This window comes from Catellatospora sp. NPDC049609, from assembly GCF_040675365.1.
In the GTDB taxonomy this organism is placed as follows: domain Bacteria; phylum Actinomycetota; class Actinomycetes; order Mycobacteriales; family Micromonosporaceae; genus Catellatospora.
Genome location: NZ_JBFAOU010000258.1, coordinates 1 through 8,232 on the forward strand (window position 1 = coordinate 1; position 8,232 = coordinate 8,232).

Here is an 8,232-nt window from a genome sequence, read left to right on the forward strand (position 1 = left end):
CCTTCATCGAGCGTCGCGCCACTGGGGATCACGCTACGTCGGCCGACCGGCCCCCGTCCAGGGCAAACTCAAGATTTTTTCACTGAACGTAATCGCACGCTCTACGCTCCGCACTCGGCGGGCGTATTCCCGGCGCGCCGGTGTTGCGCACCACCCCGGCCAGGGCTCCGTCAAGGTCGCCTGGCGGCAGGGCGCATCAGCCGTCATACCCGCACGGTCCAGGGCGGGTCTCCCGGCCGCCGCCGGGCAACCTTCCCTGCGGCCGGTGGTGATCTCCCGGCGGCGCCCGGAATGGCGGCCCGTAAGGTGATGCCATGCCACTGCCGCCCCCGCCGGTCGCGCCACGACGGATGCAGCCCCGGCCGACGACGCCCCGGATCGAGGCATGAGCCTGCTGCTCGAACCCCGTCGCCCCGTCACCGACGAACCTCGACCGGCCCGGACGTCCCCGGTGACGGACTGGTGCGCGGCGGTCGCGGGGTCCCGCGCCTTCGAGGTCGCGATCGTGGTGGCCATCGGCGCCAACGCCGTGCTGCTCGGCGTCGAGACGTACCCCGACCTGCAGTCGCTGGCGTGGCTGCGGGCGCTGGAGTGGGTGTTCCGGGCGGTGTTCGTCGTGGAGATCGCGATTCGCCTGCTCAGCTACGGCAGGCGTCCCCAGGACTTCTTCAAGCACGGCTGGAACGTCTTCGACCTCGTGGTGATCGCGGCCGCGTTCGTCCCCGGCCTGCACGGAGACTCGGCCGTGCTGCGGGTCGTGCGCATCGCCCGGGTGGTGCGGCTGGTGCGGTTCTCGCCCGGCCTGCGCACCATCGTCAACGCGCTGCTGCGCAGCCTGCCCGGGGTCGGCGGCTTCCTCGCCCTGGCGATGGTCACCTTCTACGTCTACGGCATGGCCGGCTGGCTGCTGTTCGCCGAGCGGTATCCCGAGCAGTACGGCACCATCGGCCGCGCGGTGCTGACCCTGTTCGTGCTGCTGTCACTGGAGACCCTGCCCGACCTGATCGAGCAGGGCCTGGCGATGTCGCCATGGACTCTGGTCTACTACGTCAGCTACGTGCTCATCACGGCGAACCTGCTGCTCAACATCCTGATGGCGGTCATCGTCAACTCGATGGAGGAGGCACGCCGGCTGGAGATGACCCAGGGCCTCGCCCCCGACTTCGATGAGGACGGCGACGGCGAGCCCGACGACGTGGACCGGATCATGATCAGCCAGCGCCTCGACGACCTGCGCGAGCTCATCGCGGAGCTGGAACGTGACCTGCGCATCGACCGCGACGCCGTGACCGCGCGCCGGGACCACGCGCCGCACCGGAGCTAGCCGGCGGCCGTTCGGTGCGACCGGCTCCGTCAGCCCAGTACGCGGTTGATCGCGATCTTCGCCTCGATCGGGTTGCTGCCGGCCAGGTAGTCCAGGCTGACCTCGAACTCGTCGCCCCGCACCACGTCGACCGGCTCGCCCAGGAAGATGATCTGCGGGTTGAGCAGGAAGTCGGTCGGCTTCTCGCCGGAGATGCCGTCGGCGAAGTCGATCCGGTACGCGATCTTGACGGCGTTGGCCGATCCGGTCTCCTCCGCCGTGAGCCGGACGTTCACGCTGACCACGGGCTCGGTCCGCTCCGCGAAGCGGGCGCCCAGGTAGGGCACGCTGTCCGTCAGCGGGCGGTCGCCTTCGAGCTCGGTGAACCGGGTGTCGAAGTTGAGCTTGAGGCCGTAGAGGTCCTCCTGCGCGCTGATCAGCTGGAGGTGGTTCTGCATGGCCTGCGGGATCATCGTGCCGCCGGGCTTGAGGAAGGTGCGCAGGTGATTGGTGATCTGAAGCTGCGGCTCGTAGAAGAAGCCGGCGCTGATCACCTCACTGATGACCACGTCCACCGGCTCCGGCAGCGGGTGGCAGGTGGCGTCGCCGTGCACCGCGACGATGCGGTCGTCGAGCCCGTTGCGCCGCGCGTTCTCCCGGATCACCGGGATGAAGTCCGGGTTGGTCTCCAGGCAGTAGACCCGCGCCGCCCCCGCCTGCGCGGCGAACAGGCCCAGCAGCCCGGTCCCGCTGCCCGCGTCGACCACGACGTGGCCCGGCTCGACCGTCGCGAAGATCGCGTCCCGCAGATACCTGACGCGCTGGGTGTCGAAAAGGCACGCCTGGATGTCGTAGTTGGTGAACGCCTTCTCGTGCTCGGCGCCGGTGCTCGGCTCCACGGTCCGGTCTGGCACTGCGATCGCTTCCTTCCTGGCTGGTGCTCAGCGGGTCGGGTCCCCGATCAGCAGTGGCGTCGAGCACCACGAGGAACTCCGGTGGCCGGATGTCATGTCGCGTCATGAGCCCGGGTGGTACAGGTGGGAATGGTAGGCGATGCGCACCGATCATCATCGCTGCGGTCAATGACGCGGATTCATGTCCTGTCCGGAAACACCGCAGGCCGCGGTGCTCACACACCGGTCGACCGAGACGCCTCCGGTACACCCATGGTGGCCGCTCCACCCTGGGCGGGTACCTCCATCGGGTCACCGCCGGTCGACTTCCGGGTGGAATCCTCGCCGCCGCGCCGCCCGCGATCTCCACTGTCCGTTGAACGGACGTTCCCGCCGGGTTCAACCGGGCCGTCTACGTCCGGGGCACTGTTCCGCCCCGCGCCGGCCGCGGCGGGGCGGGGCGGGGCGGGGCGGGGCGCGAAGATCGCTGTCTCAGGTCAGAAAACGTGGTGCAGCTTCACTTTCTGACCCGCGACAGCGATCTTCGTCCCCCAACCCGGATTAACCCGGCCCCGGACCGGCCGGGAGCTGTGGCGCGGTCACGCGCCGATCGCGGCGGCCAGGGCGGACGCGGGGTCGGGATGACGTCGGAGCAGGTCGTGCACTGGACCGCCGACCGTGGCGGCCGATTCCTGCGTCGCCCACTGCCCCTCACAGCCGAGCAGCGCCGCGAGTGCGTCGGTGCCGTCCGGGTGCGCCGCGAGCAACGCGGGCACCGGACCCGCCACCCGTGGCCCCGCCGGGCGCGGCGCCGGGTCCGGCGCGGCGGACGCCGCCCAGGGCGGCGTCCACGCGTCCAGCGCGGCCAGGCCCGCCGGGAACACCCGGCCCGCCTCGCGGACCAGCAGCGGCACGTGGTCGCCGCCTTCCTTGCGCAGCGTGGTGATCAGCGTCGGCAGCCACGGCAGCAGCACCGGGTCGGGCAGCTTCGCGAACGCCTGGGAGATCGCCTCCACCACGAACCCGGCCAGCGCCGGCACGGGCTCCAGCGCCTGCACGAACCCGCTCAGGTACTGCGGGTACGCGGGCAGCACCAGCGGGTTGGCGAGCAGCTCCGCGCACCGTTCCCGCAGCTCGCCACGGCTGAGGCGGCCGAGCTGGTGCTGGGCGGCCCACAGCAGCGCGGTCTTGGCGGGCGTGGTCGGGTGCGACTGCGCCACCGCCAGTTCGAGCTGGGTCCGGTCGCAGCCCAGCGACAGCGCCAGGCTCTCCATGCTGAACAGGAAGCCCAGCATCGCGGCGACCTGCCGGGTGCCGGTCTCCTCGTCCACGAACGCGTTCGGCAGCAGCGTGCAGTAGTGCGCGTAGCCGGCCTTGACGAACGACTCCAGCCAGGCGGGCAGCACCGGCTCGGTGGCGCGGTAGTGCGCCAGCAGGCGCCGGGCCCGCCGCAGCACCTCGGGCGCGTCGTCGACGGTGCGCTCGGCGGCCAGCAGGTCCACCGCGCGGGCGCCCAGCTCGTCGGCGAAGCGACGGCTGCGCAGGTACAGCGTGGCGTCCTCGACCGCGCGCAGCGCGACGGCGGCGGTGGCCTGCGGGCCCCACACCGAGCGGCGCAGCCGCTGTTCGAGCACCTGCTCGACGGTGATGCCCTCGTACCCGAGCTCGATCAGCTCCCGCTGGTGGGTGCCGAGCGCCAGGTCCCAGGACTCCTGGATGGCGGTCTCGCCGAGCCGCCGCTCGCCCATGATCGGGCGTACCGCGGCCTGCGGCATCAGGTAGCGCAGCATCCACAGCACGTCGGAGCAGCGGCCCAGCTCCGGCCGGGTGGCGATGTCGAGCAGGGCCCGCTGCACGCCGCGCTGTTCGAGCTTGAGCCCGAGCGGGGTGAGCCGGTCGTGCACGTCGCGGGCCAGCGGCGGGAGCGAGTCGTAGCCGACCTGGCCGATGCGGTCGCCGCCGAGCATGATCTCGCAGAGCCGCCGCACGTCGCGGCGGCCGGGCACGGACTCCTTCTCGATGCAGGTGACCGCGGCGTCCTGGAAGTCGTACGGCGTCGGCCGCGCCCGGTTGCGCATCCCCGCGAGCAGGATCGACGTCTCGAACACGGCGATGGCGTCGGCGGTGCTGGCGAGGTAGCCGTTGCGCCGGGCCAGCCGGACGATCTCGACGGACCAGCCGAGCAGCTCGTCCTCGTCGAGCGCGTCGAGCACCGGCGGCCGGGCGAGGAACCCGGACAGCCGGTCGGCGACCTGCCGCGACACCGGCGACACGACCACCGGGGCGGCCTTCGCCTTCTTCTTCGACGCGGCACCGCCCTGCTGGCCCTCCAGGCGGTACGGCACCACGCCGGTGCGGGTCAGCGACTTCGCGAACACCGCCGCGGCGATCGACACCGAGCCCGAGGCCAGCCCGAACTGCGCCTCGATCGCCGAGTGGCTGGACGGGATGAGCCCGTAGTGCCACTTGGTGGCGGTACGCGGGCTGATCTCGTAGGTGTCCGTCCCGTCCAGGCCGAACTCGTCGACGCGGCTCGCGGCGTGGAAGGCACCGCAGACGTAGAGGCAGTCCGCCGCGTCCGCGCCGGACGCGGCGAGGTGCTGCCGCATCCGGGTCCACATGTAGCGCTCGCGCTCCTCGTCGGAGGCGACCCGGTCGTGCGCGCCGGGCGCCAGCCGCCGGAACAGGCTCCCGATCAGGACCATGACCTGCCGGTACGTGTCGTAGTCGGCGTCGCCGAGGGGCTGCTCGACGTACTGGTCCCACCACTCCGACCAGTGCCGCACCTTGCCGTGGTGCAGCAGGTGCTGCTCCAGCTCGGCGAAGCGCGGCCGCAGGTCGCCGATCTCGACGCCGACCGCGTCGCCGTGCAGGTCGCCGTCTGCCAGCGGTGCCGCCTCGACCGGCTCGGCCGGGGGCGCGTCGGCTGCCTCGGCCGCCTTCGGGTCCGCCCGCGGCTGCCACTGGAACACGTGGTCGGTCGACCGGTCCACCAGCACCAGCTCGACCCCGGGCGTGTCCAGGGCGTACGCGATGGCCTGGTATTCGGCCGACGCCTCGGTGATCGGGGCGACCACCGACAGCGGCGCCCACTCCCGCGGGAAGCCGTCCAGCTCCGACGCGAAGGCCTGCACCGCCACCGGCAGCCGGCAGTTGCGCAGCTCGGTGAGCAGCGGCAGCATGTCCTCGCACAGCTCCATGTAGACGACCTTGGGCTGCTTCTCGCGCAGCCGCCGGGCCATCGCCGTGGCGGAGGCGGGCGAGTGGTGGCACACCGGGAAGATCTCCATCCGCTCCCGCAGCGCCCGGTCGACGTCGTCCACGATGCCGGACAGGATTCCGGCGAGCGCGTCCGGCCCGTCGGCGAGCGCCGCGGCGGCGTCGAGCAGCTGCCCGCGCAGCGCGTCGAACGGCGTGGTCACGACAGGGTCTTGATCGCGTCGCGGCCGCCCTCGAGGAACTCCGGCCACAGCCCGCCCTCGGCCTTGCTGCGCGGCTCGACCACGCCGTGCCAGTACTTGTTCAGGATGGCCAGGTCCTCCGGGGCACGCCGGGCCAGCGAGCCGACCAGCGATCCGGCCAGGGTCTGCGCGCGCAGCGCCCGGTCGCCGAAGAAGTTGCTGTGCAGGATCGCGTCCTCCAGCACGCCGATCTGCTCGGCGGTGGACAGCGCCGACTCCAGCTTCTCGTCGTCGCTGCCCGCCGACGCGGCCGCCGCGCGCAGGTCGGCGAAGCTCTGCAGCAGGATGTCGAGCAGCGTCGGCGGCACCTCCAGCTCGATGCGGTGCCGGCGCAGCAGCTCGCTGGTGCGGAAGCGGACGATCTCCGCCTCGCTCTTCTTGTTGGTCACCACGGGGATGCGGACGAAGTTGAACCGGCGCTTGAGCGCCGAGGACAGGTCGTTGACGCCCCGGTCGCGGCTGTTGGCGGTCGCGATGATCGAGAAGCCGGGCTTGGCGAACACGATGTTGTCGTCGTCCAGCTCCGGGATGGACACGTACTTCTCGGACAGGATCGAGATCAGCGCGTCCTGCACGTCGCTGGTGGAGCGGGTCAGCTCCTCGAACCGGCCGATGACGCCCTGCTCCATCGCCGTCATGATCGGCGACGGGATCATCGAGGCGCGCGACTGGCCGTTGGCGATGACCGAGGAGACGTTCCACGAGTACTTGATGTGGTCCTCGGTGGTGCCCGCGGTGCCCTGCACGACCAGCGTCGAGTTGCGGCAGACCGCCGCGGCCAGCAGCTCGGCCAGCCAGCTCTTGCCGGTGCCCGGGTCGCCGATGAGCAGCAGGCCGCGGTCGGAGGCGAGGGTGACGATGGCGCGCTCGACGAAGCTGCGGTCGCCGAACCACTTCTGGGCGATCTCGCGGTCGAGGCCGTCGGCCCGCTCCGAGCCGAGGACGAACAGGCGCACCATCTTCGGGCTCAGCCGCCACGAGAACGGCTTCGGGCCGTCGTCGACGGACTCCAGCCAGTCCAGCTCCTCGGCGTACTTGACTTCGGCGGGGGCGCGCAGCATGTCGGTCATGACGTCGTTCTCCTAGGCGAGGAAGTTCTTGAGTTCGAACACGAGCTTGCGAATGTGGCCGGAGATCACCGGCGTGCCGAGGTCCTTGAACCGCTGGCGGAACCACGGGTTGACGACGCCCTGGCCGGAGCTGGTCACCGAGCCGACCGGGATGAAGCGCACCCCGGAGCGGTGCACCGCGACGATGCTGTCGTACAGCGGCTGGGACCGGTCGAACTCGTAGAAGTCCGAGATCCACACCATCGCGGTGTGGCGCGGCTCGGCGATCTTCGGCCGGGCCATGGCCATCGCCACCGGGCCGTCGTTGCCGCCGCCGAGCTTGGTGCGCAGCAGCACCTCGAACGGGTCGTGCACCCACGGCGTCAGGTCGATCGCGCGGGTGTCGTACGCGATCAGGTGTACGTCGACCTTCGGCAGCCCGGCGAAGATCGAGGCCAGGATGGTGCAGTTGACCATCGAGTCGAGCATCGAGCCGGACTGGTCCACCACCACGATCAGCCGCGACGGCGTGGTCCTGCTCGCCGTGTGCCGGTAGAACAGCCGGTCGACGTAGAGCTTGCGGTCCTCGGGGCTCCAGTTGGTCAGGTTCTTCCAGATGGTGCGGTCCAGGTCGAGATTGCGGAACACCCGCTTCGGCGGCACGCTGCGGTCGATCGTCCCCACCGCCGTCCGCTCCACCTGGGTACGCAGCACCGCCGCGACCTCGTCGACGAACCGCCGGATCAGCGACTTGGCGTTGGCCAGCGCGACGCCGGACAGGTTCGACTTGTCCCGCAGCAGCTGCTCGATCAGCGACATGCTCGGCGTGAGCTGCGCGGCCAGCTTCGGGTCGGCCAGCACCTCGCGCAGCTGCATCCGGCTGATCAGGTCGCCCTCCAGCTCGCCGAGCGTGCCGCCCATCCCGCTGCCGGAGCCGCCGGACTGCCCGCCGCCGCCCTGCCGGCGCAGGCTGCCGGGCTCCTGCCCGAGCGCCCGCTCCAGCCAGCCCGCGTCGGACTGCCACCGCGCCAGCTGCGTCGCCGACACCGACCCCGAGCCGGTGTCGAACACGTTGAGCAGCACCTTCGCCGCCAGCGCCGCCCGCCGCACCTCGGCCGCCGGGTCACGTTCAGCGTCCGCGCCGGCCTCTGGCGTCATCAGACCGTCGAAGTCGCCGGCCAGGTCGGGGAAGCGCTGGACGATGGTGTCCACCGACACCGACGGGTCGAGCAGCGCGGCGGGCAGGCCGAGGTCCTCGACCACGGCGAGGCTCGCCGATTCGAGGGAGGCCTGCTCCTCGCGGCTGAACAGCCGGGCGATGAGCCGCCAGTAGAGCACCTGGCGGCGGTTGAAGTCCGCGTCGATCGTCACTTCCGCAGCAGCCTTCCCGCGCGTTCGCGCAGCACCCTCACCGCGTCGGCGGCGGCCGCCTCGGCCTTGGCCCCGGCGGCGTCGCTCGCCCCGCCCGCCCACGCGCCCGCGTGCACGGCGACGGTCTTGCGCTTGACCGCCGCCTCGACGGCCAG

General features: G+C 71.5%; 5 protein-coding genes. 1 reads left to right on the plus strand and 4 read right to left on the minus strand.

Annotated features, from left to right (window positions below):
- Positions 1–385: 385 nt before the first annotated feature.
- Entirely contained in the window at positions 386–1,324 is a 939-nt protein-coding gene (locus AB0J67_RS37350; protein WP_363489896.1) for an ion transporter, read from the plus strand.
- Positions 1,325–1,353: 29 nt separating this feature from the next.
- On the opposite strand, the gene AB0J67_RS37355 is transcribed toward AB0J67_RS37350, so the two are convergent.
- The 4 genes from AB0J67_RS37355 to AB0J67_RS37370 form a co-directional block, all read right to left on the minus strand.
- Positions 1,354–2,217: a methyltransferase domain-containing protein gene (locus tag AB0J67_RS37355; RefSeq protein WP_363489898.1), complete on the minus strand. Its 864-nt coding sequence runs from the start codon at positions 2,215–2,217 to the stop codon at positions 1,354–1,356.
- 578 nt (positions 2,218–2,795) lie between these two features.
- The gene (locus tag AB0J67_RS37360) at positions 2,796–5,618 is read right to left on the minus strand and encodes a hypothetical protein (protein WP_363489900.1); all 2,823 of its coding nucleotides are present in this window, start codon (positions 5,616–5,618) and stop codon (positions 2,796–2,798) included.
- A complete protein-coding gene (locus AB0J67_RS37365) occupies positions 5,615–6,727 on the minus strand; it encodes an AAA family ATPase (RefSeq protein ID WP_363489902.1) in 1,113 nt (370 codons plus the stop codon). Before AB0J67_RS37365 ends, AB0J67_RS37360 begins: the two co-directional genes overlap by 4 nt.
- Before the next feature lie 12 nt (positions 6,728–6,739).
- Positions 6,740–8,071 carry a VWA domain-containing protein gene (locus tag AB0J67_RS37370; RefSeq protein ID WP_363489904.1) on the minus strand — a complete coding sequence of 444 codons (1,332 nt, stop codon included), beginning with the start codon at positions 8,069–8,071 and terminating at the stop codon, positions 6,740–6,742.
- Positions 8,072–8,232 lie beyond the last annotated feature (161 nt).